Source organism: Amycolatopsis sp. NPDC089917, assembly GCF_040684635.1.
In the GTDB taxonomy this organism is placed as follows: domain Bacteria; phylum Actinomycetota; class Actinomycetes; order Mycobacteriales; family Pseudonocardiaceae; genus Amycolatopsis.
In genome coordinates this window covers 256,770-281,986 of sequence record NZ_JBFBGL010000002.1, presented here as the reverse complement: position 1 = coordinate 281,986, position 25,217 = coordinate 256,770, and the positions used below count along the sequence as shown (strand labels likewise).

Genomic DNA, 25,217 nt, shown 5'->3' with positions numbered 1-25,217 from the left:
ACCGGCAACTTGCCGGTGGGGTTGTAATCACCGAAGAGGACGTCCGCGACGTGAGGGACCCTGGGTCCCTCAAGGAGGCCTTCACGGACTGGTGCTCGGCGGCGATGAGCGAGGGGAAGGGGCGCCGAAGGGTTCAAAGGTGTCGCGAAAGCCACTTTCGCCTCACCTCTCACTAACGTCCCAATTCACTCACGACATCTTTCAACTCGGCCCGCGAGGTCACTCCCACCTTCGGGAAGATCCGGTGCAGATGCGTCCCCACCGTCCGGTGGGACAGGTAGAGGCGCTGCCCGATCTCCCGGTTCGTCAGTCCCTCCGCCGCCAGTTGCACGATGCTCAGCTCGTGCGGGGTCAGCTTCTCGCGCGCGTCGGGGCCGCGATTGGGGCTGGACTCCCCCGCGCTCCGCAGTTCACGACGTGCGCGGTCCGCCCAAGCGGTCATGCCGAGCGCGTCGAACGTCTCCCGCGCGGTGCGCAGATGCGCCCGCGAGTCCACGGCGCGCCGCTGCCGTCGCAGCCATTCGCCGTAGGCCAGGTGCAGGCGCCCGCGTTCGGCGGGCCATCCGTCCAGCTCGGCTCCCAACGCGGTCTCGAAGAGCTCGTCGCTCGGGTCGAGTACCGCGCGGGCGTAGCGCAGTCCGATGTGCAAAGCGGGCGCCGGGCTCGACAGGGCCAGTCGCTCCATCTCCGCGACGATCTCGCGCAGCGCGTCGACCTGTCCCGCCCGGATCGCGACCTCGGTGAGGTCCGCGACGAAGTAGACGCGCAGCGCCAGCTGGTAGGCGGGATCGGCGGGGTCGAACAGCCGCCGCAGATCGGCGAACGCGTCGTCGAACCGGCCCTCGCTCGCCGCCGTGATGCCCCTGGCCAGCTGCACCGTCGCCAGTACCGGCCGGGCGCCGGCGGCGAGCCCGGTCCGTTCGGCCTCGTCGGCCAGGGCCTTGGCCTGCTTGTGCTCGCCCCGCAGCGCGGCGATCTCCGCCTGGACCGCGGTGGCGAGGCCGTACATGAACGGCTGCCCGGTCTCCTTGGCGAATTTGGCCGCCTCCGCCGCGACCGGGACAGCCGTCGCGAGGTCGCCGAGCCGGACCCGGCTCCACGCCTGGACAGCCAAGGCCCGAGGCAGCAAGCCGAGCCTGCCCTGCGCCCGCAGTCCCGGTGCCGCGGCGGCGGAGAACCGGGCGGCCAGGTCGACGGCGCCGACCTGGAGTGACGCGCTGCCGAGAAAGCGGTCGACCTCGGGGTCGGTTCCCGTGGTGGCCGCGAGTCCACGCAACTCGCCGAGCACGGATTCCGCCCGTTCGAACGGCGCCACGTACGCGGCGACGGCGACCAGGCGCGGGTCCGAGTTCTCGACCGGGAGACCGTCCGCGACGGCCAGCAACGTCCGCCGCGCCTCGGCGCCGGGTTCGGCCCAGAAGCAGCGCATGGCCGCGCCCCACAGGACGCGCATCGCCGGATCCGGGGTTCCTTCTCCCGCGACCGACTCGGCCAGCCGCGCCAGTTCGCCGACCCGGGAGAGGTCCTCGCGGACGCCGTCCTCGAATCCGCTGAGCAGCCAGCTCGCCGTCGTTCGTTGCCGTGGCGTGAGTTCCCCCGCGCGCGCGTCCCGGACGAGGCGTTCGGCCGTCTCGCGGCCGCCGGATTCGACGGCGAGCTCGGCCGCGCGCAGCAACCGGTCCGCCCGCCGTTCCGGATCGCCGCTCAGCCGGGCCGCCTGCTCCAGCGCGGCGACGGCGGCCGTCGTGCCGCCGCGATGCCGCGCCCGGTCCGCGGCGTTCTCCAGTTCCCGCGCCACGGCTTCATCGGCTCCGGTCGCCGCGGCCGCCTGATGCCAGGCCCGGCGATCGGGCTGCTCGTGGAGCATCCCGGCCAGGGCCAGGTGTGCGCGCCGCCGTTCCTCCAGCGGCACCGACGCGGGGATCGCCGACCGCATCAGCGGGTGCCGGAACGACACCGTCCTCGGTTCGAGGTCGATCAACCGCGCGTCGGCGGCAGGCGCCAGGGCAGACAGCTGGACGTCTTCGCCCAGCAGCGTGCTCGCCACCGCGAGGGTTTCCGTGATCGAGCCGGTCTCGTTGAGCGCGGCGACCAGCAAGGTCGTGCGCACGGGTTCCGGCAGGGCGGTGAACCGGGCGCCGAACGTGCGCTCGAGCCGTTCGGTGAGCGGCAGCACGGGATCGGGCGCCTCGGTCACGGCCGACGGCAGTTCGGTCAGGGCCAGCGGATTCCCGGCGGCCTCGGCGAGCAGGCGGGACCGGACCGGGGAGCTCAGCCCGGGGGCGACGGAGTCGAGCAACTCGGCCGCCACGTCGCCGGGCAGGCGTTCCAGGTCCATTGAGGATAGTCCCGCGTCGCGCAGCGGCGACGGCTCGCCGTCCCGGAGGGTCGCGATCAGGACGATCGGCTCGGTGTCGATCCGCCTGGCCACGAACGCGAGGACGTCGGCGCTCTCGCGGTCCGTCCAGTGGACGTCCTCGGCGACGATCAGCAACGGTTTGACCGCCGCCTCCTCCGAAAGCAGCGTCAACGCGGCGAGGCCGACGAAGTACGGGTTGGGCTCCGCCGATTCGGCGAGCCCGAGTGCCGCCCAGAGCGCGGAACGCTGCGGCGCGGGCAAGGTGTCGATGCCGGCCCGCACCGGATGGAGCAGCTGGTGCAGGGCCGCGTAGGCGAAGTTCCGTTCCGCCTCGACGCCGGTCGTGCGCAGCACCCGCAGGCCGCCGACCGTCGCCGCGGCGACGGCCTCCGCCACGACGGCGGACTTGCCGATGCCGGGTTCCCCCTGGACGAGGACCCCGCCGCAGCCCGCGGCCGGCCCGTCGACGAGCTCGCCCAGGTCCTTCAGCTCGGCTTCCCGTCCGAAAAGCGGCATGGTGCGGCGTTCCTCCCCTCGGCCGGATGGCCCGGTCCGACGATACCCAAACGGTCCCATCAGGACTCCCCGGCGGCGTCCACAGGATGTAGACGCCGTGTCAACACGATCGGCCTAACTTCGGGAAAGTGATGAGACGCAAGAAGATGTTCCTGGCGGCGGCGCCGTTGGCCGCCTTGCTGCCGCTGGTGCTGACCTCGGTCACGCAGACGGCGCCCGCCGAAGCGGCGACGACGTCGTCGTGCGCGGCGGTCCCCGTGTCGGCCCCCTCGGGCGCGCGGATCGAATCGGTCGAGGCGGCGCAGAAGCCGGGCGGGACCGTCACGTTCCCGCCCACGCCGTTCTCGGCGCCCGCCCCGATCACCGGCGTGCCCGCGTACTGCGAAATCACCGTCACGCTGACCCACGGGAAGGCGGGCGACCACGTCAAGGTCGCCATCGCGCTCCCGCGGACCGGGTGGACGGGCAGGCTCCAGGCGGTCGGCGGCAGCGCCTACACCGCCGGCGACTTCGGCGCGCCGCTCGTCCAGGCGGTCAAGGACGGCTACAGCGGCGTGACGACCGACGCCGGTGTCCCCCTGACCTTCCTCGACACCTCGTGGGCGCTGACTCCCCAGGGTGAGATCAACAAGCCGCTGGTCACGAACTTCGCGACCCGTTCCGTGCACGAGGCCGCCGTCATCGGGAAGGACGTGACCCAGAAGTTCTATCAGCGCGCGGTCGGCTACTCGTACTGGAACGGCTGCTCGACCGGTGGGCGGCAGGGCTACTCCGAAGCCCAGCGGTATCCCGGGGACTTCGACGGCGTCCTGGCGAACGCGCCCGCCGTGCACTGGGCGGAGTTCGCGGTCGCGACCCTCTGGCCGCGGGTAGTGATGAACCAGGAGAAGACCTTCCCCTCCAGCTGTGTCTTCACCGCCTTCCGGCAGGCCGCGATCAAGGCCTGCGACAGCCGGGACGGCGTCACCAACGGCATCGTGGACCGGCCCGACGAATGCGGCTACGACCCCCGGTCCCTCGTCGGCACGAAGGTGCTCTGCGAAGGCAAGGAGGTCACCGTCACCGCGGCGGACGCCGAGGTCGTGCGCAAGATCTGGGCCGGGCCGGCCGACGAACACGGGCGGCGGCTCTGGGCGGGTCTTCCCCAGGGCGCCGACTTCGGCCCGGTGACGGACGCTCCCGGGTTCCCGGTGGCCACGGGCTGGGTGCGGACGTTCCTGAAGAAGCAGCCCGGGTTCGACACCGAGAAGATCACCTACCGCCAGTTCGCCGACCTGTTCCGCCAGTCGATGCGGGAGTACGACGACGTCATCGGGACCTCGGACCCGGATCTGTCGGGCTTCCGCCGCGCGGGCGGCAAGCTGATCACCTTCGTCGGCAGTGACGACCAGCTGATCCCGCCGGGCGGGACGCTGCGGTACCGCCACGAGGTCGAGCGGGAGATGGGCGGCCCGAGGCGGGTCGACGACTTCTATCGCCTGTTCCTCGCCCCGGGCGTCGCGCACTGCTTCGGCGGCGCGGGCGCGGCACCGACGAACGCCCTGGGCGCGCTCGTGGACTGGGTCGAACACGGCAAGGCGCCGTCGACCCTGCCCGCGGCGAACGCCGACAAGACGCTCACCCGCGATCTCTGCCCGTATCCGCAGGTCTCGCGCTACCGCGGCCACGGTGACCCGGCGGTGGCGTCGAGCTACCGCTGCACCGCTCACTGAGGTCCCCGCACCCGTGCCCGTCGTGCCGCCGCCCCCTCCGGCACGACGGGCACTTCCTCACTCTGTGAGAACTTCCGGGGTTACCTTTGCCCTACCCCTCAAAAGTACGGTATTCACAATCGAGGACATCGCGGCGGAGCAATTCGGACACTCGAAACGGCACCGTTCCCGGTGACCGAAACTCTTTGCACCGCAACGAAATCACCACGACATACCGTCATATCACCCCGCGTTCGAGCCGGGCGATATGACCCAAATGGTATGTACCAGTCGAGTGATACGCCTCGTACGGTCGGGAACGCATCTCCCCTCCCCCGCCCGTTTCCGAGGAAAGCGTCGACATGAACAGAAAGATCCTCGCCGCGACAGCCGCGGCCATAACCGGGGCAGGCCTGCTCACCGCCATCGCGCTCACCCCCAGCGCGAGTGCCGGTCAGCAGGCCACCTCGGCAGACCAGACCCAGTCGGACGTCCTGGCCGCGATGGCGCGCGACCTGAAGATCAGCCCCGAGCAGGCCAAGCTCCGGCTCGCGAGCGAGCAGCGCGCCGCGGTCGCCGACAACACGCTGAAGAAGCAGCTCGGCACGTCGTACGCGGGATCGTGGCTGGATGCCTCCGGGACCACGCTCACCGTGGCGGTCACCGACGCCGCCCAGGCCGACCTCGTGCGCGCCGCCGGCGCGACCCCGAAGACCGTCACCCGCAGCGCCGCCGACCTCGACGCGGCGAAGCTGCGGCTGGACGCCAAGTCCACCAAGGCACCGAAGACCGTGCCCGGCTGGTACACCGACATCCTCACCAACTCCGTCGTCGTGCTGGCCAACGCCGGTGGCGAGGCCGCCGCGAAGTCGTGGGCGGCCGAGTCAGGTGTGCGGGCCGACCTGCTCCGGATCGAAGCCAGCACCGAGCAGCCGCGCGCGCTGATCGACATCATCGGCGGCAACGCCTACACCTTCGGCTCGGGCCGCTGCTCCATCGGCTTCGCGGTCGACGGCGGTTTCGTGACCGCGGGCCACTGCGGCACCACCGGGACCCGCACTTCGAACCCGAGCGGGAGCGTCGCCGGTTCGAGCTTCCCCGGCAACGACTACGCCTGGGTCCGCGCCGACGCCGGCAACACCCCGCGCGCGCTGGTGAACCGCTACCCGGGCACCGTTCCGGTCGCCGGTTCGACCGAGGCCGCGCTCAACTCGTCGGTCTGCCGTTCCGGGTCCACCACGGGCTGGCACTGCGGCACCATCCTGCAGAAGAACGCCTCGGTCACCTATCCCGAAGGCACGATCACCGGCCTGACCAGGACCAACGCCTGCGCCGAACCCGGCGACTCCGGCGGTTCGTGGATCAGCGGCGACCAGGCGCAGGGCGTCACCTCCGGTGGCTCCGGCAACTGCACCTCCGGCGGCACGACCTACTTCCAGCCGATCTCGGAGATCCTGAGCGTCTACAACCTGCGCCTGACCGTCAGCGGCGGCGGGCCGACCAGCACCAGCCAGCCGACGACGACCACCACCCCGACCGGCCCGACGACGTCGAACCCGCCGGGCGGCACCTGGGCGCCGTACACCTACTACGGCTCCGGCGCGACCGCCACCTACGGCGGCAGCAACTACCGCGTGATCCAGCCGCACACCTCCATGCCCGGCTGGGAACCGCCGAACGTGCCCGCGCTTTGGGAACTCGCCTGACCTGGACCGCCCCCGGCGACCTCACCTCGCCGGGGGCGGTTCCTCCCCCTGACGACGGCGCGTGGGCGACGGATCTCGAATCCCTCGTCCCCCGCGCCAGCCGCGGTGACGCCGCGGCCACGAACGAGTTGATGAACATCGTCCAGCCGGTCGTCGCGGACTACTGCCGAAGCCGGATGGGCGGGACGGACGTCCGCGTGATCGCCGCGGAGGACGTCGCGCAGGAGACTTGTCTCGCGGTCCTCGCCACGCTTCCGACGGCCCGCGCCGCCGGCGGTTCCTTCCTCACCGCCGTCCTCCGCATCGCCGCCCGGAAGGTCGCCGCCGCCTTCCGGAGGCGAGCGCGGGACAGGTCCGAACCCACGCCCGACCCGCCCGACCGCGCGACGCCCGAGACCGACGAACCCGAGTGGCACGCCCTCGCCGTCGACGGTCACGACCGGCTGACCCGGTTGATGAGCGCCCTGCCCGGCATCCAGCAGGAGATCCTCCGGCTGCGGATCACGGTCGGCATGTCGGCGCCCGAGACGGGTGCGGTCCTGCGGGTGAGCCCCGGCATGGTCCGGGTCGCCCAGCATCGCGCCCTGCACAAACTTCGCACGATCATCAGCGAGGACGACCTGTGATCAGCCCCCTCATCGGCCCCGGGGACGGCCATACTTGGCCGGTGGAAATCGACGTCCGGCACCTGCGCCTCCTCGACGCGATCGCGTCGGCGGGCAGCATCGCGAAGGCCGCGTCCACGCTCGGGCTCTCCCAGCCGGCGCTGAGCGCGCAGCTGCACCGCGTCGAGCGGGCGCTGGACCGGACGGTGTTCGAACGGGACCGGCACGGCGTGCGGCCCACCGCGCTGGGCGAGGTGCTCCTGAACCACGCGCGACGGGTCCTGGCCGCGGCCGACGAACTCGACCTGGCGATCCGCCGGTTCCATCGCGCGCCGTCCGAGGGCCTGCTCCGGATCGGCGCGCTCCCCACGGTCTTCGCCGAGACGCTGAGCGGCGTGGTCGCCGCGGCCGCCCCCGGACGTCCGGTCGAGCTGTTCGCGATGAACAGCCGGACCGCGTTGTTCACCGCGCTTCTCGACGGCACGGTGGAACTGGCGCTGTACGTGGACCATCCCGGTCAGGAGATCGTCCCGCCGGACGGGGTCCACATGCTTCCCGTCGGGACGGAACCCGTCTTCGTGATCGTGTCCCCGAAGCATCCCATCGCCGGGCGCGGCGAGGTGTCACTGGCGGAACTCACCGATTCGTCCTGGCTGGCGGTGGCGGGCGGGGACGACGAGTTCCACGACCACCTGACCGACCAGTGCGCGCGGGCGGGCCTCGGCACGATCACCGTGCAGGAGCTGGAACCGATGGTGCTGCGGCAGACCGTCCGGCGCGATTCCCGCGCGGTGGCGCTGGCCCAATCGCTCGATTCCGGATCGACGATGCCGGGTTCCGTGGTGGCCCTGCGGGGTGTGCCGCTGAGGACGAGGCATCTCCTGCTGTGGCGCGACGGATCACCGGTGGACGTCTCGGCCGTCCGAAGTGGACTGGTACGCGCGATCACCGAGCTGGCCGCCATCCGGCACCGCCTTCCCGAGTGGGCCGCCGCCAACCCCGGCTGGCTCGGCACCTGACCTGGCCTCCTCGAAGGAATCCACCGTGGTCGTCCACTGTGGATTGCCGGCGAGCCACGAGCGGTACAGGTCCGGCAGCTCCATCACGGCGTGCTGCGCCCGTTTGAGCTCTTCCCACAACGCGCGGACGGCGTCCCCGGCCAACGGCCCGCGCTCGTGCCAGTACAGCCGGGTCGTCATGCGCAACGGGCTGCCGCGCAACGGGATGACGTCGATCCCGCCGCGGCGCCGGGCGGCGGGCACCATCGGGAGGACTGCCTCGCCCAGCTCGCACAGCTGCGCGCAGACACTCGCCGGCAGGGTGCGGATCCCGGGGCTGAACCCGGCCGCCCGGCACACGTCGCCGAGATAGCCGGTGAACTCCGTGTCGGAGAGGTCCGCGGTGTCGGCGACGCTCAGCCAGCGTTCGCCGGCGAGTTCCTCCAGCGCGATCTCGGAGCGGCCCGCGAGCCGGTGATGTTCGGCGACCGCGACGAACAGCGGTTCCCTCGCGACCGTGGCCCGGACGACCTCCGGCGGCGGATCGTGGACGTAGCCGGGGAAGTCGACCACGACGAGCACTTCGAGCCGATGGTCGGCGAGCAGGTCCAGCGCCGCCGGGACGCTCAGCGCGCCCCGGACCTCGACCCCGGTGGACAGCACCCGCGGCACGGCCACCGCGAGATTCCCCACCAGCTGACCGGGGATCCCGCAGATCCGGACGGGATCGGGCAGCGTGCCGAACCGGTTCCGGTCCATGGCGGACTCGAGGCGGGTCAGTTCCTCCAGCACGGTGCGGGCGTGGGCCAGGACCAGCTCGCCCAGCGGCGTGATCCGCGCGCCGCGTCTGTCCCGGTGGAACAGCGGGCCGCCCGCGGCGCGTTCCGCCCGGCGCAGGCTTTCGGTGACGGTGGGCTGGGTTAGGCCGAGGGCGGCCGCGGCGGCGGACAGCGTCCCCGTCTCGGCGATGGCGCGGACCACCCGCAACTGCCGGAACCCCAGTTCCATAGACGAACGCTATACAAAGCCGGGAGTTCTCCGGAAGCCCTCGCGCGGCGAAGGTGAACCAGACATATCCCCTTCAACGTCGAGGAGGACTCCCCATGAGACTGCGTACCCTGCTGCGCGCCGCCCTGATCCCGCTGGTCGCGGGCGCGGCGGCGCTGTCGGTGTCGTCGCCGGTGGCGGCCCAGGAACCGGGACAGGTCGGCCCGGCCATCGTCGGCGGCGGACAGGCGTCCGGCGACTTCCCGTGGATCGCTTCGCTCCAGGTCAACGGCAGCCACGGCTGCGGCGGCTCGCTCATCTCTTCGCAATGGGTCGTGACCGCGGCGCACTGCATCCCGCAGCAGACGCTGCAGTTGCGCATCGGCTCGAAGACCTGGCAGTACGGCGGAGTCCTCACCTCGGCGTCGCGCATGATCAAACATCCGAGCTACACCGGACAGGCCGGGCCGAACGACATCGCCCTGGTGCGGCTCGCGCAGCCCGTGCAGAACACTCCGATCCAGATCGCGGCCGGCTCGCCCGCGTCCGGGACCGGGGTCACGCTGTACGGCTGGGGGCAGACCTGCCCGCAGCGCGGATGTGAACCGAGGCCGCCGGCGAACCTGAAGCAGCTCAACACCCGCATCGATCCGGACAGTCGTTGCCAGGGCATCCAGGGTTCGTCCGAGCTGTGCGTCTACAGCACGAACTACCAGACCGCCTGCTACGGCGACTCCGGCGGACCGCTGGTCGTGCAGGGCGCGCTGGCGGGTGCGACGAGCCGCGCGGGCCACAACAGCCCGTCGTGCGGTACCGGCGACACGATCTACACCGACGTCACCGCGCACCGGCAGTGGATCGCCTCGGTCACCGGGGTGTGAGCTTCCCGGTGCGGTGACCGGTGAACCGCGCCGGGAAGGGGAGCCGGGTGGGTGCGTCGCAGGGACGCCCACCCGGTTTCCGTCCGTTCAGCGCTGGATGCAGTCGAGCCCCAGCCCGAACCCGGTCATCACGTACTGACAGAGGTGGGTCGCGTGCACTTCGTCAGTCTCCAGGCATCCCACCGGGACGCCCAAGAGGTCGACGGCGCACGACGCGTAGAACTTGTTCGGGCTGCCGGGAACCGGGTCCGCCGAAGCCGGCGACGCGGCGATGGCGCCCGCGGAGACCAAGAGCGTGAAGGTGGCCGCCAGCGCGGCGAGACGAGACTTCATCGTGCTCTCCCTATCTTCCGCCCCCTGTTCGATATCTCTGGTATTCCCCGGATCACCCCGGTTCAGCTGGTGATCACCGGAAAGTGTCACGGCGACGTACAGCGATGACGTCGTCCGACGGGCGCCGCGGTCCCGGTGCCGCTCCTAGCGTGAAGTCCATGCCCGCTCTTGGGAAGTTCGCCCTCACCTCCGCCCTGTTCACCGCCGTCTTGGCCACCACCGCTTGCAGCGCTCCGCCGCCCGCGCCACCGGCTGCCGCTCCCCCTGCCGCCGTCGCCGCCTCCGGCTGGTCGCCCGCTCCCGTGGTGCCGCTGCCCTCGCAGCCGTCACCCTCGCTGGTCGTGGACGCGCCGCTGCCCGAGCAGCTCGCGATGGGCCTGGTCGTGCTGCGATACCGGGCGGAGAACCTCCGGATCGTGCCGGTGTACGGCCCGGCCGCCCTCGACGTCTCACCCCGGATCGGCCACATCCACGTGACCGTCGACGACGCGGCGTGGCACTGGGCGGACGGCAGCGGCGAGCCGCTCATCATCCAGTCACTGCCGGTGGGGCAGCACAAGGTGTGGATCGGGCTTGCCGACCCGACGCACAAGATCCTCGACGAGAAGACGGTCACCTTCGTCGTCCCCGTCCAAAGTGGACACCACTGAGGCCGATCGGACGGCACTGCCGACGCCACGCGGTATAGGCCGTTATACATTCACCGCATTCAGAGGGCTAACCGCGGAACCAGCCGTACGGATCCGCGCGAACCCGGTCGTGGATCGCCCGCAACCACGGCTGCCGAACGGCCGGGAGCCGCGCCAAAGTGTGCAGGAAGACCTCCGCCGAAGGCCGGAAACGCGCGCACGGGTGTTTCGGCAGCGGGTCGTCCCGCAGCACACCCTCCGGCATGGCACCGGAGACGGGAGCGGTCACCGGGTCGCGGCCGAAAGCCAGCCACGTCCACACTTCGGCGGCGACCGGCACCACGTCGGCGGCGCCGGAGCGCGGCCACGGCCGTCCGGTCACCGGATGCCGCGGCACGAGCGCGATATCGCCGGAATCCGGCGAACCCGGACCCACGACGGCCGCCTTCCGGCACGCCGATCCGGCAGGGAGCACGGTGAGTGCCGCCGCGAAGATCTCGCCGATGAGACCTTCGGGGAAGGCGATCGTCCTGTTCCCGGAAACCGCGAGCAGGTGCGCCAGCGCCTCCCCGGCGGCCGCTTCCCAGTACGGGCTCCAAATTCCGTCGAGGTCGACAGGCGGCACCCCCTCGAACGTCCAGTCCGGCACTTCGGGGACCTCGCCGGCGGGCTCGCGCCTCACGGCCTCCGGGACGAGCCTCACCTCCTGCCAAAGGGAGCAATCGTCGAGCCGCGTCCCGACCTCCAGGCCACAACGGGCACACGCGAGGTTGGGACCGTCCCGCCCGTCCACCCCGAAGCAGTCGCCGCCGCATCGCTCGGGGATCAGCACGGTTCCGCGGGTGTCACCCGGCGCCAGCACGATCGATCCCGCGGGTCCGTCCGAAAGCGAGGCGACCGGGGCGAAGATCCCCCGGGCTTCCGCGTCGGTCTCGTTCCACGGCCGCCGTGGCGCGCCGAACGGCTCGGGATCGACGGCGTACGTTCCCGCCCGCATGAGCGGCGGCAGCAGGCTGTGCCCGTACCGGCTGTGCGCGTGAACCGGGAGGGCGACCCGTGAAACGGGCACGGTCAACTCCGCCGCGCAACCCGCGCAGGTGAACACGACCACCGGACCTCCCCGACCGGATTATGCCGACCCGTGCGAGAGTCCGCGCCCCCTTTACGCCCCGAGGAACTCCCCCGCCACCGCCGCGAACTCCTCCGGCCTGGCGGAATGCACCCGGTGCCCCGCACCCTCGATGGTCACGAGACGGCAGTCCGGGATCAGCCCGCGCATCCGCTCCAGCGATTCGAGCGTGACGTGGCTGGACGGCCCGCCGCTGACCAGCAAGGTCGGCGCGGTGATCGCGGCGAGCCGCTCCCACCAGCCGGGGTCGGGCGTGCGGAGTTCGGTCATGATCGGATCGATCAGCCGCCAGTCGAACGGCAGCGGCTCGGCCGGCTCGGCCGTCGGGGCCGGCGGCTCCTTCACCGCGGCCGGAGGTGGCGGGGTGTCCTCGACGACCAGCCGCCGCACCCGTCCGGGCAGGCGCTGGGCGAGCAGCACGGCGACCCGGCCACCCAGCGAGTGCCCGACGAGATCCACCTGGTCTTCGACGAGTCCGGCCACGGCGTCGGCCATCGTCTCGAGGGAGTACTTCTCCACGGGGGCGCTGTCGCCGTGTCCCGGCAGGTCGACGGCCAGGACACGGCGCTCCAGCCGTCCGGCGAAATCGTCCCAAGTGCCGGATTTACTGCCCAAGGCGTGCAGCAGGACGACGGGCACACCGGAGCGGGGGCCGGTCTCTCGAAAGGCGAGCGTCACCCCGTCAGGTTAGGCCCGCAGGTGGGCCCGGTCCGGCGCGACGGCGTACTGGAGTCGCTCCCCGAGCACGAACCGCCGCAGCTCCGCCGCCACGAGCTCGCCCATCCGCGCGCGCTCGGCGCCCAGCGCGCCGGCCAGATGCGGGGTGAGCACGACGTTCGGCAGCGTGTACAGCGGCGAGTCCGGCTCCGGTGGTTCGGGCCAGGTGACGTCCAGGATCGCCGTGAGGTCCGGGCGCTCGGCCAGCACGGGGACGACCGACGGCTCGTCGACCACGGCGCCGCGGGCGGTGTTGATCAGGGTCGCGCCGATGCCCATCCTGGCCACCAGTTCCCCGTTCACCAGCCCCTCGGTCTCCGGGAGCAGCGGCGCGTGCAGGCTGACCACGGGGCACGTGGCGAACAGTTCGTCGAGACCGACCAGCCGTACGCCGAGTTCGGCGGCCCGCGCCTCGTCGACGACGGGGTCACTCGCCAGGACTTCCACGTCGAAAGCGCGCAAATGGGACGCGACGAGAGCACCGATCTCGCCAAGGCCGAGCAGGCCGACCCGGGACCGATACGCCCCGGCGACCCGCGGATCCGGCGGGTAGGCCTTCCGCTCCCGGATCTCGCGCGAGATCCGATGCACCTGCTTGAGTCCTAAGAGGACCTGGGCCAGGGTGAACTCGGCGACCGGGACGGCGTTCGCGGCCGCGGCGGACACGATCGGCAGCTCACGCGCCCAGAACTCCGGCGTGGTCAGCGGCCGGACAGAACCGGCGGCGACGAACACGGCACGCAGGTCCGCCGCGTGTCCCAAGAGGACGGAGTCCAGCACCGGGGCACCCCAGCCGGACAACAGGATCTCGACGCCTTCCAGGGCCGCCGGATCCTCCGCCAGCCGCTCCCGGGTGAGCGGCTCACGCAGGTCCACCAGCGTTCCGATCTCCTTCAGCACCGCCTCGGGGTAAACGTCGTCGCGGCGGCGTTCCTCCATCACGAGAAGCGCTGTCGGGCGGTGTTGCAGCTCGGTCATCCCTACCTCCGTCGGCGACCATACATCGGATGCTTAACCCGGTCCACGGACGGCCAGTCCCACACAGAGGCAAACCCTGCCGATTGAAATTCGTAATCATCGGACCATTGACCGGATACCGGGAAAGCGCTTACCGTCCCTCCGGAGTAGACAGCGTGGTCCACAGTGAACAGGAGAAGCGATGCGGAAAACGCGGTGGATCGGCGTGGGGCTCACGGTCTCAGCGCTGGCCCTTTCGGGCTGCTCGGCAGGCCCCGCCGGAACGAACGTCGCGCAGGACACCAAGGCGCCCTTGGAACTGTGGACCCGGACCACCCCCGGCGGCGCGGGCGAGCAGGCCACCAAACGGCTCGCGGAAGCCTTCGAGAAGGCCACCGGATTCAAGGTGCAGGTCACCGCGATCTTCGACGACTTCGAGACGAAGCTCGCCCAGCGCGCCGCCCAGCGCGACCTGCCGGACATCGTGATGAACGACGTCACCCAGGTCGGGACGCTCAAGAGCCAGGGTCTCGTGCGCGAGATCGACCAGGGCAAGATCAAGCACGCCTCGGAACTCACCGAGCAGGCGCTGAAGTCGAACCAGATGCCGGACGGCAAGCTGTACGGCCTGCCTTACAGCGCACAGGCTTCGGCGCTGCTGATCCGCAAGGACTGGCGCGAGAAGCTCGGCAAGAGCGTCCCGCAGAGCTGGGCCGAACTGGCGGACCTCGCCAAGGCCTTCACCACCGGCGACCCCGACGGCAACGGGAAGAACGACACCGCGGGACTGACCGCGACGCTGTCGACCAAGCGGGGCTACGCCTCCTGGTACTTCTCCAACTTCCTGTGGGCCGGTGGCGGCGACTTCATCACCGAAACCGGTGGCGGCAAGTACAAGCCGTCGATGAGCACGCCCGAATCCGTGGCCGCGGTGCAGTACTTCCGCGACCTCGGCTGCAAGGACAACGTGATCCAGCCCGGCTCGGTCACCATGCCGACCCCCGCGACCAACGAGACCTTCGAAGCGGGCAAGGCCGGGATGTACGTCGTCGGCCCGTACCTGTTGCCGCGCTTCGACAAGTCGCTCGGCAAGGACAAGTACGAGGTCGTCCCGATGCCGCAGGGCGCCAAGAACTCCGACGTCCTGGCCGAGGGCCTGTCGATCTACATGATGGCCGGCTCGCCGAACCAGGCCGGGCAGGACGCCTTCGGTGACTTCGCGGTCTCGGCCGACGGCCAGAAGATCGGCATGGAGGGCGAATCGGCCTTCATCGTGCAGCTGCCGGTGAACAAGACCGTCGACATCGCCCAGGTCCGCCCGGACCCGCGCTGGAAGACCTACGCCGAGATCTACGCCAAGTCCGGCCACTACGCGCCGTCCATCCCGAACTGGACGCCGGTCCGCCAGGACACCGCCGACACCGTCAGCGCGCTCGTCGCCGACTGCAAGCTCGACCTCAAGGCGGAACTGTCCAAACTCGACACGAAGCTCACCGCGACCTTGCAGCAACAGGGGATCAGCGCGTCATGACCGTAGATCACGCCAAGCCGGCGGCCGTCGGCGCGGACCGTCCCGCCGCCAAGCGGACGCCCGCGCCGAAGGCCCGCGGGCGCAGCGCCCGCGACGGGAAGTGGTGGACGCCGTGGCTGTTCCTGGCCCCCGCCCTGATCCTGTTCGTGTACTTCAAGTTCATCCCGATGATCACCGCGGTGACGATGTCCTTCCAGGATGTCCAGCCGTACCTGGGCAACCAGTGGGTCGGCGGGGAGAACTACAGCACCGTCCTCGGTGACGAGGCGTTCCACTCCGCGATCTGGCACACCGTCGTGATCGCGATCGGCCAGACGGTCGGGTCGATGGTCATCGGCCTCGCGCTCGCCCTGCTGATGGAGGGCCAGAGCAAGCGGCTGAAGTTCCTGCGGTCGGCGGCGTTCCTGCCGGTGGTCGTGCCGATCGCGGTGGTCGCCGAACTCTGGCGGATCATGTACCACCCGACCGGGGACGGGATGCTGAACTCCATCCTCGGCCTGGTCGGGCTGGGACCGTCGGGCTTCATCAACGATCCCGACACGTCGATGGTCTCGGTCATCGTCACCGGCATCTGGCGCGGCGCGCCGTACGACATGATGATCTTCCTCGCGGGCCTGGCGGGCATCGACCGCGGGCTCTACGAAGCGGCCACTGTGGACGGTGCCTCGCGCTGGCGCAAGATCCTCCACGTGACGCTGCCGGGGCTGCGGTCGGTGTTCTCGATCCTGTTCGTCCTCGCGGCGATCCGCGGCCTGCGGGTGTTCACCGAGGTGTTCCTGCTGACCAACGGCGGGCCGAACGGCTCGACCGAGGTGGCGATGACCTTGATCTACAAACTCGGACTGGAACAGAACCGGCTGGGCGTCGGCGCGGCGGGAGCGGTCCTGCTGTTCCTCGCGACGCTCGTGCTGACGCTGTTCGTCCAGGTGCTCCGACGGAGGCGAGACGCATGACCGCGGCCAACGATTCGGCACTCGGCCTCGACGCCGTCAAGTCGCCGGGCGGACGGATCCTGAAATACGCCGTGTACGCCCTGGTGCTGGTGGTGTTCGCCGGGCCGCTGCTGGCGCTGCTGGTCAGCGCGTTCAGTGACGTGTCCGATCCGACGGCGCTGAGCGTCGTCCCGTCGAGTCCCACGCTGGACAACTTCGGCATCGCGTTCGACCACGGCGTCGGGCTGTACCTGCTCAACTCGTTCCTGGTGGTCGGCTTCGGCCTGCTGCTGCAGGTCGTCATCTCGGTGCTGGCCGGATACGCGCTGGCACGCAAGAAGTTCCGCTTCATGACCTTCGTGCTGGTCGCGATCCTGGCGACGCTGATGCTGCCGGAGGAGATCCTCGCGATCCCGCTGTCGCTGATCCTGTCCGACCTGCCCGTGGTGCACATCAACCTGATCGGCAGCCTCGCCGGGATGATCGTGCCGCTGGGCGCGTGGGCGTTCTCGATCCTGGTGATGACCGAGTTCATGAAGGACGTCCCTCGCGAGCTCGAAGAGGCGGCGCGCATCGACGGCGCCGGGGATCTGCGGATCTTCGCGCAGATCATCCTGCCGATGTGCAAGCCCGCGCTCGGCGTGATCGGGGTCTTCGGCTTCACGATGATCTGGGACCAGTACCTGCTGCCGATGCTGGTCTCGTCCGACGCCTCGACCTACACGCTGCCGCTGGCCCTGCGCACTCTGCGCATCGACGCGGACGTGACACCCGGCGTGATCATGGCGGCGTCGCTGCTGGCGCTGCTGCCCTCGGTCGCCGCGTTCCTGTTCTTCCAGCGTTCGTTCGTCCGGGGCCTCGCCTCGGGCGCGCTCAAGGGCTGACCCACACCGTCTGAAGGAGCGATCCCGCAGTGAGTTCCACCGCCTGGTTCACCCACGACCGGTTCGGGATGTTCGTCCACTGGGGACTGTATTCCCTGGCCGCCCGGCACGAATGGGTGCAGAACCGCGAAAAGCTGACCGACGAGCAGTACCGGGTCTACTTCGACCACTTCGAGCCGGACAAGTACGACCCGCGTTCCTGGGCCAAGGCCGCGAAGGAAGCGGGCATGACCTATGTCGTGCTCACCACCAAGCACCATGACGGTTTCTGCCTGTGGGACAGCGATCTCACCGACTTCAAGGTGACGAACACCCCGTACGGCGAGGATCTGCTCGAACCGTTCGTCGACGCCTGTCGCGAAGAAGGCTTGAAGGTCGGTTTCTATCACTCGCTGATCGACTGGCATCACCCCGCGTTCCCGGTCGACGGCACCCACCCCCGCCGTGACGACCAGGAGTACATCGCGGCGCACCAGTACGCCGACATCGCCGAGTACCAGCTCTACCTGCACGGTCAGGTCCGTGAACTGCTCACCCGGTTCGGCAAGATCGACTACCTGTTCTTCGACTTCTCCTACCAGGGCCGCAAGGAATGGTGGGGCGGCAAGGGGCCGGACGACTGGGACTCCCCCGGCCTGCTCGCGCTGGTCCGCGAACTCCAGCCCGGCATCCTGGTCAACGACCGCACCGGCATCCCCGGCGACTTCATCACCCCGGAGCAGTACCAGCCGTCCGGGCCGATGACCCGCGACGGCGTCCCCGTGGTGTGGGAGGCGTGCCAGACCCTCAACGGCAGCTGGGGGTACGACCGCGACAACCTCGACTACAAGAGCCCCGAGCTGCTCATCCGCATGCTGGTCGACGGCGTGTCCAAGGACGGCAACCTGCTGCTCAACGTCGGGCCGAACGGCCGGGGCGAGATCGACCCGCGGGCGCACGAGGTGCTCGCCGAACTCGGCCGCTGGATGGACCGGCACGAACGATCGGTCCGCGGCTGCGGTCCCTCGGAGTTCACCGCGCCCGCCGACGGCCGCTACACCCAGCGCGGGGACCGGCTCTACCTGCACCTCTTCAGCTGGCCGATGAACCACGTCCACCTGCCCGGCCTCGCCGGGCGCGTGCGCTACGCCCAACTGCTCGACGACGCCTCGGAAATCCTGCAGGTGCACACGGATCCACGGCAGACCGCGCAGAACACCCAGATGGGCGCGCTGCCGGAAGGCACGCTCACCCTCAAGCTCCCGATCCGGAAACCGGACACCCCGGTCCCGGTGATCGAGCTGTTCCTCACCAGCCCCGCCGCCGCGGAAACCCTCCCCACCGATTGAGCACGGAGGCATCATGGATCGCAGAAGGTTCCTCACCGGCGCCACTCTCGGCGCCGCGCTGGTCACCGTTCCCTGGGTCACCGCCGGAACGGCGTCGGCCAAGCCGAACGGTCTGTGCGCGCTGAACGTCAGCTCGCTGACCGAACTCCAGAACGCCATCAACTCGGCCGCCGCCGGTGCGGTCATCACCGTGAACAACGGCACCTACACCGTGCCGGCGGGCAAGCCGATCACCATCACCGGCAGGCGCGGCACCAAGGACCAGCCGATCACCATCGTCGCCCAGACCGGTGGCGGGGTGACGCTGAACGGCGAGCAGAGCTTCGTCTTCGACGACTCCACCGGCGTCACGATCAGCGGGTTCAACTTCCGGCAGAGCACCACGCTGGAGATCCCGCCGAACTGTTCGCGGATCCGCCTGACCCGCAACGACTTCCAGCTGGCCGACATCGAAGGCCTGCACTGGGTGATGGTCCGCGCCGACTACAGCAAGGTCGACCGCAACCACTTCCACAACAAGACGACGCTCGGCGTCATGCTCTGTATCGAGGGCGCGGACGAAGACAAGATGGCCGTGGGCGTCCACGTCCTGCGGAACTACTTCTCCGACCACACCTTCGCCGGCGACAACGGCGGCGAGCCGATCCGGCTCGGCGTCAGCCCGCGCGCGCTGAGCACCGCCGGCGCCACGGTCGAGTTCAACCTGTTCGAACGCGCCAACGGCGACCCGGAGGCGATCTCGGTCAAGTCGTCGGGCAACTTCATCCGCAACAACACCATCCGGAACAGCTTGGGCGGCATCGTCCTGCGCCACGGGAACAAGACCGTCGTCGAATCCAACTTCATCATCGGCGGCAAGGAAGGCATCCGGATCTACGGCAACGACCACAAGATCCTCAACAACTACGTCGCCGGGCTGTCCAGCAACGCGCTGGTCATCGGCAGCGGCAGCGTCCGGGACCACTTCCCGGGCGAATCGAAGGAATCACGCCGCGGCAACGACGCGGCGGACCGCGTGCTCATCGCGCACAACACGCTGCTGAACAACAGCAGCACGCTGTCCGGCGAGACGAAGCGGACGATCGAACCGCGCGACTGCACGATCTCCGACAACCTCTTCGTCGGCAGCAACGGCGACCTGGTCGCGATGAGCACCACGGGCAACTTCACGTGGTCCGGCAACATCCTCTGGGGTTCGGGCGGGAACGGGAACATCCCGGCGGGCTCCTTCCAGCGGGTCGACCCGAAGCTCGTGCAGGGCACCGACGGCGTCTCGCGGCTCGCCGCGGGCAGCCCGGCGATCGACGCGGCGACCCTGTCGGCCGCACCGGTCACGCTCGACATCGACGGCCAGCCTCGCGGCAGCAAGCGTGACGTCGGGGCGGACGAGTACTCGACGGCCGCCATCACCAACCGGCCGCTCACCACCGCGGACGTCGGCCCCGGCGCTCCGTAGCCAGGCGGTCGACACCAGAGCCGGGCTCACGCCGGCGTCAGCCCACGCCGGCGTGAGCCCACCGCACCACCGAGGAGGAACCATGCCGCAGCGCGCCGCGGGTTCGGCGACCTTGGCCGACGTCGCCCGTGAGGCGGGAGTGTCGCTCGCGACGGCGTCGAGAGCGCTCAACGGCGGGACCAGACAGGTCAGCGGGACGCTGCGCGAATCGGTGCTGCGGGCGGCGGAACGGCTGCAGTACACGGCGAACGTGCCCGCGCAGGCGATGGCCCGCGGCCGCGGCAACGTCGTCGGGCTGCTGGTGCACGACATCGTCGACCCGTACTTCTCCTCGATCGCCTCCGGGGTCATGCGCGTGGCCGCCCGGCACGGGCTCACCGTCACGATCGCGAGCACGGAGAACCGGCCGGAGAAGGAACTCGAGTACGTCACGACGTTGCGCGGGCAGCGGGCGCGAGCGGTCATCCTGGCTGGGTCACGCAACGAAGACAGTGCCCTGCAACGGAATCTGACCAAGGAGCTCAAGGCGTTCGAGGCCGCCGACGGCCGGGTGGTGGTGATCGGGCAGCGGAAACTGCCCTTCGACACCGTCATGCTGGAGAACGAGTCCGGGGCGGCGGCGCTGGCCGGACGGCTCACTGGGCTCGGGCACCGCGACTTCCTCGTGCTGGCCGGGCCGCCCGGGCTGCTGACCTCACGCGATCGCGTCCTCGGCTTCCGGGACGGCCTCGCCCGCCACGGCGTCGCCTTGCCCGCGCACCACGTCCTGCACGCGGAGTTCACCCGCGACGGCGGTTACGCGGCGATGGTGCGCGCGCTGAAGATCGGCTTCCGGGGCTGCGTCTTCGCGGTCAACGACGTGATGGCCGTCGGCGCGATGGCGGCCTGCCGCGACCACGGCCTCGAAGTGCCGGAGCACATCGCGATCGCGGGCTTCGACGACATCATCACCTTGCGCGACATAAGGCCTTCGCTGTCCACAGTGCGCGTGCCGATCGAGACGATGGGCGAACAGGCCCTCGGCTTCGTCCTCGCCGACCGCGCGGGAAACCCCCGCGTCAAACCGGTCGCCGGCGAGGTCGTGCTGCGGGAAAGTACTCAACCGTTGGAGGAACGATGATCCGCCCGGGACTGTGTTCGGTGACGCTGCGGCGGCTGGACGCCGACGAGGTCGCCGACCTGGCCGCGAACGCGGGGCTGCAGGTGATCGAATGGGGCGCCGACGTCCACGTGCGCCCCGGCGACGACTGGGCGGCCGAGCGCGCGTTCGAGGCCATGGCCCGGAACGGGCTGACCTGCGATTCCTACGGTTCCTACTTCCGGGCGACCCCGGTGGAATCCGGGAAGTTCGGCGAGATCGCCGCCACCGCCGTGCGGCTCGGCGCCTCGCGGATCCGGGTGTGGGCGGGCAAGGCGGGCTCCGAGGACGTCGACTCCTACGAGCGTGAGCAGGTCGTCGCCGGTCTCCGCGAGGCCGCCGACGTCGCGAACGAACACGGGCTGGAAGTCGCGCTGGAGTTCCACGGCGGGACCCTGACCGACACCGCCGAATCGACCGTCCGGCTGCTCGACGAGGTCGGCCGCGACAACCTCGGCACCTACTGGCAGCCACCGCAGGATCTGCCGGACGAGCATGCACTGGCGGGGCTGGAACTGGTCCTCGAACGTGTCCGCGCGGCACACGTGTTCTCGTGGTGGCCCAGCAACGAACGGCGTCCGCTGACCGCCAGGACGGAGCTGTGGACGGCCGCGTTCGGGCTGCTCGCGAAGGCCGGACGGCCGCTGGACGCGCTGCTGGAGTTCGTCCCGGACAACGATCCCGATCTGATCCCCGGCGAGGCCGACTCCCTGCGCAAGCTGATCGAGGCGGGTGCGTGAAGTTCACCGAAGCGGACCGGCTGCTCTTCGCCGGCGACTCCATCACCGACTCCAGCCGCGATCGCGCCGATCCGGCGTCGCTGGGCAAGGGGTACGTGCGCCGGATCGCGGACCTCCTGGGCGACGGGCCCGAGGTGCTCAACAGGGGCGTCAACGGCAACCGGATCTACGATCTGGAGGCCCGCTGGACCACCGACGTCCTCGCGGCGCGACCCACCGTGCTGACCGTGAAGATCGGCATCAACGACACCTGGCGGACCTTCGACCGCGGTCTGCCGAGCCCGATCGGGAAGTTCCGCGCCGCCTACACCCGGCTGCTGGCCAGTGCGCGGCAGCACCTCCCGGCCGAGTTGTACGTGATCACGCCGTTCCTGCTGCCGGTGGAGCCGGAGCAGCGGGAATGGGCCGTCGATCTGGCGCCTCGGATCGAAGCCGCGATCGACGTGGCGACCGAGTTCGGCGCGCGGCTGATCCGCGCGGATCTCTTCATGCCGCGCGCGGCGGCCGAACACGGGGCGGCGACGCTGGCCCCGGACGGCGTCCACCCGAGTCCGCTCGGTCACCGGCTGCTCGCCGAGGCCTGGCTCGCGGCGGCCGGTGCGCCGGTCGAGGAGGTCCCGCTCCCCTAGCGGATAGAGTTGGCGCCGTGAACCGGGATGCCAGCGGATCCGTGTGCGCTCCAGGAGATCAGGGGGCGGCGTGACACGTGAAGGCGAGCTCGTCGCCGGACGGTACCGGCTGGAGCGCAAGGTCGGCCGGGGCGCGATGGGCGTGGTGTGGCGGGCGCGGGACGAGCGGCTCGACCGCACGGTCGCGGTCAAGCAGCTGCTGCCCGACACCTCGCCGGACGACGCCCCGTTCCGGTCGATCGTGCGCGCGATGCGGGAGGCCAGGGTCGCCGCGCGGCTCAAGCATCCGCACGCCGTCACCGTGTACGACGTCGCCGAGCAGGACGGGACGCCGTTCCTGGTCATGGAGTTCCTGCCGTCGCGGCCGCTGACGGAGCTCCTCGCCGACGACGGCCCCCTCCCCGCGGGAAGGGTCGCCGAGATCGGCGCGCAGATCGCGTCGGCGCTGGCCGCGGCCCACGCGGACGGCATCCTGCACCGGGACGTCACGCCCAACAACGTCCTGATCACCGCGGACGGCAAGGCGAAGATCGCCGACTTCGGCCTGTCCCACGCCGCGGGCGAAGGGACCATGACCGGCGGCGGCCTGGTCGTCGGCACGCCGGCGTTCCTCTCCCCCGAGGTCGCGGACGGCGGCGATCCCGGCTACCCGTCGGACGTGTTCTCCCTCGGCTCCACGCTCTACACCGCGCTGGAGGGCACGCCGCCGTTCGGCACCGACGGCAACCAGATCGCGCTCCTCAAACGGGTCGCGCGCGGCGAGATCACCGCGCCGAGGTCCACCGGGCCGCTCACGGACGTCCTGCTGCGGCTGCTGCGGCGCGATCCCGCGGAACGGCCGGACATGGCCGAGGCCGAACGGATGCTCGGCGCCGTCGCCGACGGCCGCCCGGCGATCCTGGCCGGGACGAAGCGGCTTCCCGCGCCCACGCGCCGTTCCCGGCTCCCGTTCGCCATCGCGGGCGGCGTGGTGGTGGCGAGTGGTGTCCTGGCGGGGATTCTCCTGTTCGACGACTCGCCTGATGTCCCCGTAGCGCTGCCGAGCGCTCCTCCCGCGAGCACTGTCGCGCCGAAACCGGCGTGCGAAGCGCGCTACGAGGTGGCCAGCCGCTGGCCCGGCGGCTCGGAGATCCGCGTATCCGTGCGGAACGCGAAGGACACCCGCCTCACCGGCTGGGAGGTCAGCTGGACCCTGCCGCCCGGGACCAAGATCGCGAATCTGTGGAACGGTTCCCTGGCGCAGGACGGCGACCGCGTGCGAGTGTCCGAAGTGGACTGGAACGCGGTGCTGCCCGCGGGCGGGACGACCACGTTCGGTTTCATCGCGACCAGCGGTGACGACGGCGGGGACGCTCCGGTCGCGGAGTGCCGAAGCTCCTAGCGGCTGGTGGATTCCCGCGCGTTCAGCCGGACCGGCACTTCGATCCGGCGCGGCTCGCCGTCCGGGGCGACGCCCTCGACGAGGTCCATCAACGCCGTGGCCGCGCGGCCGCCCACCTCGCGGGGGTGCACGAACATGCCGGTCACCTGTGGCGACGTCAGCCGGAGCGAGCCGCTGTCGACCGCGCTGCAGATCCCGAGCGCGCCGGGCACCGCGAGCCGCCGTCGACGGGCCTCGTGGAGAACACCCAGGGCGAGGTTCTCCGACGTCGTGAAGACGGCGTCCGGGCACACCGGCCGGTCGAGCAGCCTGCCCAGCGCCTCGGCCGTGCCTTCGGCGGTCGGCGGTTCGTCGATCTCGGCCACCACCGGCTCCAGTCCCCGGTCTTCGGCCCAGCCGGTGTAGCCCGCGACCAGATCCGCCGCGTAGGAGCGGCTGGTGTCGGTGGTGATCATCGCCGGCCGCGTGTACCCGTTGCCCGCCAGGTGGTCCAGCATCTGCCGGGCGGCCGCGACCAGGTCGTTGTCGACGACGACCGGGACCGGGCACGGCGCCGCCATCGGTCGCCCGACGGTCACCAGCGGCCGGTCACGGCACCAGCCCGAAGCGAAGAACGGCTCGTCGCCGCGAGGGTCGACGAGGATCGCTCCGTCGACCGAGAACGCGTTGAGCCGGTCGAGGTCCGCGTCCGTGGGCGTCAGCAGCAGGGCGTACGACCGTTTCGACGCGACTTCGGCCGCCCCGTTGAGGACTTCGAGGAAGTAGTCCGAGTTGGGCACGAGAGCGCAGGCGCTGCTCGCGTCGACCGAATTCGCGAGCTGGATCGCCAACGTGCGGCTGCGCCGGGTGACCAGCTGCTGGGCGTGCACGCTGGCCTGGTAGCCGAGTTCGGCCGCCGCCCGCGCGACGCGCCGCCGGGTCTCCTCGGAGATCCGCCCCTGCCCGCTGAGCACGTGGGAGACGGTGGTGATCGAGACCCCCGCGGCGGCGGCGACGTCACGGATGGTCGGCGACACTCAGACCTCCACGGGCGGTCCCCAAACGCGGTTCGGCCGGTCGGTGTCCAGCCGATAGTCGGTGACGTGGGCGTCGCCCAGCCTACGGCCGAGGTCGGCCGCCGCCTCCAGCGGCCGGGCGGGGTCGCGCTCCACCTCGCCCCGGCTGTTGCCGACGCCGACGACGATCCCGGCGAGGTCCTGGCGCAGGTACCGGGTGAGTTCCTGGAACTGGGCTTCGAGGCCGAGTGTCGCGCCGCGGTAGCTCTCCTCGCAGGAGATCAGCACGGCGGCACGTTTGTTCATCAGGCCCGGCACGACCTCGGCGTTGTGCGGCGAACTGGCCGAGGTGTAGCAGAAGAACCGGTCGAGGAAGGACTTGAGCCGCCCCGTCATGCCGTACCAGTGCAGCGGGGTCGCGTAGACGATCGCGTCCGCGGGGAGCACGTGGTCGAACAGCAGCCGCTCGTAGTCGTCCGCGATCCCGCAGGACCCGTCGCTCGACCGGCAGTCGCGACAGTCCCCCAGCGGCGACTGGACGAAATCGGAGAGCCGGACGAAGTCGACCGTATGCCCCGCTTCCTCCGCCCCCTTGCCCAGCGCCTGGGCGAGCGCCCAGGAATTGCCCTCACGACGCGGGCTCGAATCCAGCACCAAGATCTTCACGTGGTTCTCCCCGGAGAGACTGCAAAAGC

Annotated in this window: 23 protein-coding genes; 15 read left to right on the top strand and 8 right to left on the bottom strand. The window is 70.6% G+C overall.

Annotated elements, in window-relative coordinates; translation table 11 throughout:
* Positions 1-172 precede the first annotated feature (172 nt).
* A complete protein-coding gene (locus AB0N89_RS03425; RefSeq protein ID WP_364199719.1) occupies positions 173-2,875 on the bottom strand; it encodes an AAA family ATPase in 2,703 nt (900 codons plus the stop codon).
* 131 nt (positions 2,876-3,006) lie between these two features.
* On the opposite strand from AB0N89_RS03425, the gene AB0N89_RS03420 reads away from it, so the two are divergent.
* The 4 genes from AB0N89_RS03420 (at position 3,007) to AB0N89_RS03405 (ending at position 7,896) form a co-directional block, all read left to right on the top strand.
* A complete protein-coding gene (locus AB0N89_RS03420) occupies positions 3,007-4,587 on the top strand; it encodes a tannase/feruloyl esterase family alpha/beta hydrolase (protein WP_364199725.1) in 1,581 nt (526 codons plus the stop codon).
* 341 nt (positions 4,588-4,928) lie between these two features.
* Positions 4,929-6,272, top strand: a complete 1,344-nt coding sequence (locus AB0N89_RS03415) for an alpha-lytic protease prodomain-containing protein (protein ID WP_364199717.1) — start codon at positions 4,929-4,931, stop codon at positions 6,270-6,272.
* Positions 6,257-6,898: a sigma-70 family RNA polymerase sigma factor gene (locus AB0N89_RS03410; protein WP_364199715.1), complete on the top strand. Its 642-nt coding sequence runs from the start codon at positions 6,257-6,259 to the stop codon at positions 6,896-6,898. The genes AB0N89_RS03415 and AB0N89_RS03410 overlap by 16 nt, the downstream gene beginning before the upstream one ends.
* 41 nt (positions 6,899-6,939) lie before the next feature.
* Positions 6,940-7,896 carry a LysR family transcriptional regulator gene (locus AB0N89_RS03405; protein WP_364199713.1) on the top strand — a complete coding sequence of 319 codons (957 nt, stop codon included), beginning with the start codon at positions 6,940-6,942 and terminating at the stop codon, positions 7,894-7,896.
* On the opposite strand, the gene AB0N89_RS03400 is transcribed toward AB0N89_RS03405, so the two are convergent.
* Positions 7,777-8,883 (bottom strand): LysR family transcriptional regulator, encoded by a 1,107-nt coding sequence (locus AB0N89_RS03400; protein ID WP_364199711.1) that lies wholly within the window; start codon positions 8,881-8,883, stop codon positions 7,777-7,779. The two genes, AB0N89_RS03405 and AB0N89_RS03400, sit on opposite strands and share 120 nt — an antisense overlap.
* Before the next feature lie 95 nt (positions 8,884-8,978).
* On the opposite strand from AB0N89_RS03400, the gene AB0N89_RS03395 reads away from it, so the two are divergent.
* Complete coding sequence (locus AB0N89_RS03395; protein WP_364199709.1) at positions 8,979-9,743, top strand: serine protease; 765 nt, start codon at positions 8,979-8,981, stop codon at positions 9,741-9,743.
* 87 nt (positions 9,744-9,830) lie between these two features.
* Here the strand turns inward: AB0N89_RS03395 and AB0N89_RS03390 are convergent, their stop codons facing one another.
* Entirely contained in the window at positions 9,831-10,076 is a 246-nt protein-coding gene (locus AB0N89_RS03390) for a hypothetical protein (protein ID WP_364199707.1), read from the bottom strand.
* Positions 10,077-10,234: 158 nt separating this feature from the next.
* Here AB0N89_RS03390 and AB0N89_RS03385 point away from each other — a divergent pair, with 158 nt between their 5' ends.
* Positions 10,235-10,726: a DUF6130 family protein gene (locus AB0N89_RS03385; protein WP_364199705.1), complete on the top strand. Its 492-nt coding sequence runs from the start codon at positions 10,235-10,237 to the stop codon at positions 10,724-10,726.
* Positions 10,727-10,793: 67 nt separating this feature from the next.
* Here the strand turns inward: AB0N89_RS03385 and AB0N89_RS03380 are convergent, their stop codons facing one another.
* The 3 genes from AB0N89_RS03380 to AB0N89_RS03370 all read right to left on the bottom strand — a co-directional run bounded on the left by AB0N89_RS03380 (position 10,794) and on the right by AB0N89_RS03370 (position 13,529).
* Positions 10,794-11,774 carry a hypothetical protein gene (locus AB0N89_RS03380; protein WP_364199703.1) on the bottom strand — a complete coding sequence of 327 codons (981 nt, stop codon included), beginning with the start codon at positions 11,772-11,774 and terminating at the stop codon, positions 10,794-10,796.
* A gap of 93 nt (positions 11,775-11,867) precedes the next feature.
* Positions 11,868-12,512 (bottom strand): alpha/beta hydrolase, encoded by a 645-nt coding sequence (locus AB0N89_RS03375; RefSeq protein ID WP_364199701.1) that lies wholly within the window; start codon positions 12,510-12,512, stop codon positions 11,868-11,870.
* Positions 12,513-12,521: 9 nt separating this feature from the next.
* Positions 12,522-13,529, bottom strand: a complete 1,008-nt coding sequence (locus AB0N89_RS03370; RefSeq protein ID WP_364199699.1) for a hydroxyacid dehydrogenase — start codon at positions 13,527-13,529, stop codon at positions 12,522-12,524.
* A 181-nt stretch (positions 13,530-13,710) separates the two neighbouring features.
* Between AB0N89_RS03370 and AB0N89_RS03365 the strand changes: the two genes are divergently transcribed.
* The 9 genes from AB0N89_RS03365 to AB0N89_RS03325 all read left to right on the top strand — a co-directional run bounded on the left by AB0N89_RS03365 (position 13,711) and on the right by AB0N89_RS03325 (position 23,527).
* Positions 13,711-15,039 (top strand): sugar ABC transporter substrate-binding protein, encoded by a 1,329-nt coding sequence (locus AB0N89_RS03365; RefSeq protein WP_364199697.1) that lies wholly within the window; start codon positions 13,711-13,713, stop codon positions 15,037-15,039.
* On the top strand, positions 15,036-15,992 hold the full coding sequence (locus tag AB0N89_RS03360) for a sugar ABC transporter permease (RefSeq protein WP_364199695.1): 957 nt from the start codon (positions 15,036-15,038) through the stop codon (positions 15,990-15,992). The genes AB0N89_RS03365 and AB0N89_RS03360 overlap by 4 nt, the downstream gene beginning before the upstream one ends.
* On the top strand, positions 15,989-16,855 hold the full coding sequence (locus tag AB0N89_RS03355; RefSeq protein WP_364199693.1) for a carbohydrate ABC transporter permease: 867 nt from the start codon (positions 15,989-15,991) through the stop codon (positions 16,853-16,855). Before AB0N89_RS03360 ends, AB0N89_RS03355 begins: the two co-directional genes overlap by 4 nt.
* Positions 16,856-16,884: 29 nt before the next feature.
* The gene (locus AB0N89_RS03350; RefSeq protein ID WP_364199691.1) at positions 16,885-18,183 is read left to right on the top strand and encodes an alpha-L-fucosidase; all 1,299 of its coding nucleotides are present in this window, start codon (positions 16,885-16,887) and stop codon (positions 18,181-18,183) included.
* Between the two features lie 13 nt (positions 18,184-18,196).
* Complete coding sequence (locus tag AB0N89_RS03345) at positions 18,197-19,639, top strand: polysaccharide lyase 6 family protein (protein WP_364199689.1); 1,443 nt, start codon at positions 18,197-18,199, stop codon at positions 19,637-19,639.
* 82 nt (positions 19,640-19,721) lie between these two features.
* Positions 19,722-20,759: a LacI family DNA-binding transcriptional regulator gene (locus tag AB0N89_RS03340; protein WP_364199688.1), complete on the top strand. Its 1,038-nt coding sequence runs from the start codon at positions 19,722-19,724 to the stop codon at positions 20,757-20,759.
* Positions 20,756-21,517, top strand: coding sequence for a TIM barrel protein (locus AB0N89_RS03335; RefSeq protein ID WP_364199686.1), 762 nt, complete (start codon positions 20,756-20,758; stop codon positions 21,515-21,517). The genes AB0N89_RS03340 and AB0N89_RS03335 overlap by 4 nt, the downstream gene beginning before the upstream one ends.
* Entirely contained in the window at positions 21,514-22,146 is a 633-nt protein-coding gene (locus AB0N89_RS03330) for a GDSL-type esterase/lipase family protein (protein WP_364199684.1), read from the top strand. Before AB0N89_RS03335 ends, AB0N89_RS03330 begins: the two co-directional genes overlap by 4 nt.
* Positions 22,147-22,216: 70 nt before the next feature.
* On the top strand, positions 22,217-23,527 hold the full coding sequence (locus AB0N89_RS03325; protein ID WP_364199682.1) for a protein kinase: 1,311 nt from the start codon (positions 22,217-22,219) through the stop codon (positions 23,525-23,527).
* On the opposite strand, the gene AB0N89_RS03320 is transcribed toward AB0N89_RS03325, so the two are convergent.
* Both AB0N89_RS03320 and AB0N89_RS03315 read right to left on the bottom strand, forming a co-directional pair.
* On the bottom strand, positions 23,524-24,543 hold the full coding sequence (locus AB0N89_RS03320) for a LacI family DNA-binding transcriptional regulator (protein ID WP_364199680.1): 1,020 nt from the start codon (positions 24,541-24,543) through the stop codon (positions 23,524-23,526). The two genes, AB0N89_RS03325 and AB0N89_RS03320, sit on opposite strands and share 4 nt — an antisense overlap.
* A complete protein-coding gene (locus AB0N89_RS03315) occupies positions 24,544-25,188 on the bottom strand; it encodes a flavodoxin family protein (protein WP_364199678.1) in 645 nt (214 codons plus the stop codon). It lies immediately after the preceding gene.
* Positions 25,189-25,217 lie beyond the last annotated feature (29 nt).